This is a genomic window from Collinsella sp. AM33-4BH (genome assembly GCF_003469205.1).
Lineage (GTDB): Bacteria > Actinomycetota > Coriobacteriia > Coriobacteriales > Coriobacteriaceae > Collinsella.
Map to the genome: position 1 here is coordinate 1 of NZ_QSIN01000032.1, position 752 is coordinate 752.

The window sequence follows — 752 nt, forward strand, 5'->3', positions numbered from 1 at the left end:
TGAATGTGGGAAGTGTTCGGATGAAGTTGCCAATCAAGGCAGTTGATTTAATCTGGCTGAACAAGCCGAGCATGGGCCGGTTGACAAAATGTAAGGTAAAATAGCAGATACGACCGTACGCCGGTGCGGGGTTCGGGTGATGTGATAGAAAGTAATACACGTATTACATCTAACCGGGAGGTGCATCATGGCAACCGCCACCGCAGCCCTGAGAACCCCCGAGGACCTCGCGAACAGGTACGACCGCCTGGCGAAGTCGACGGGCCGCACGAAAACCTTCTACATGACGGAGGCGCTTGCCGCAGAGATAGGCAGGCTCGAATACGAGTACGGCCTCATGAATTATCCGGGAAGCGTTTGGTTGCGAGGCACGCCGGTGTGGGGGCCTGAGTCGTCAGGCCTCACAGGGGGACCGCGATGGTGGCCACCGCGCCGCCCGAGGGGCTGTTGGCGAGCGAGACGGAGCCCCCGTGGGCGCTCGCGGCCTCGGAGGCGACGTGGAGGCCGAGCCCGTAGTGGCGGCCTCCGTCGCGCGAGGAGCGGGACGAGTCGTCTGTGAAGAGGCGCTCGCAGCCGCGTTCGAGGGCGGCGGGAGAGAAGCCCGGTCCGTCGTCGGCCACCTCGATGACGAGGTGTCCGCCCGCGACGTCGCAGGAGACCGCCACGCGCGAGCGCGCGTGCTCGGCGGCGTTGGCCACGAGGTTCGCGGCGGCTCGCGCCAGGGCGGTTCGGTCGAGCGGGGCCTCGGGCGC

The 752-nt window shown here is 65.7% G+C and carries 1 protein-coding gene; it reads right to left on the reverse strand.

Going from position 1 to position 752, the window contains the following annotated elements; translation table 11 throughout:
• Positions 1-401 precede the first annotated feature (401 nt).
• On the reverse strand, positions 402-752 hold a 351-nt coding region (locus tag DW821_RS10095; protein ID WP_147487050.1), incomplete at its 5' end, for a sensor histidine kinase.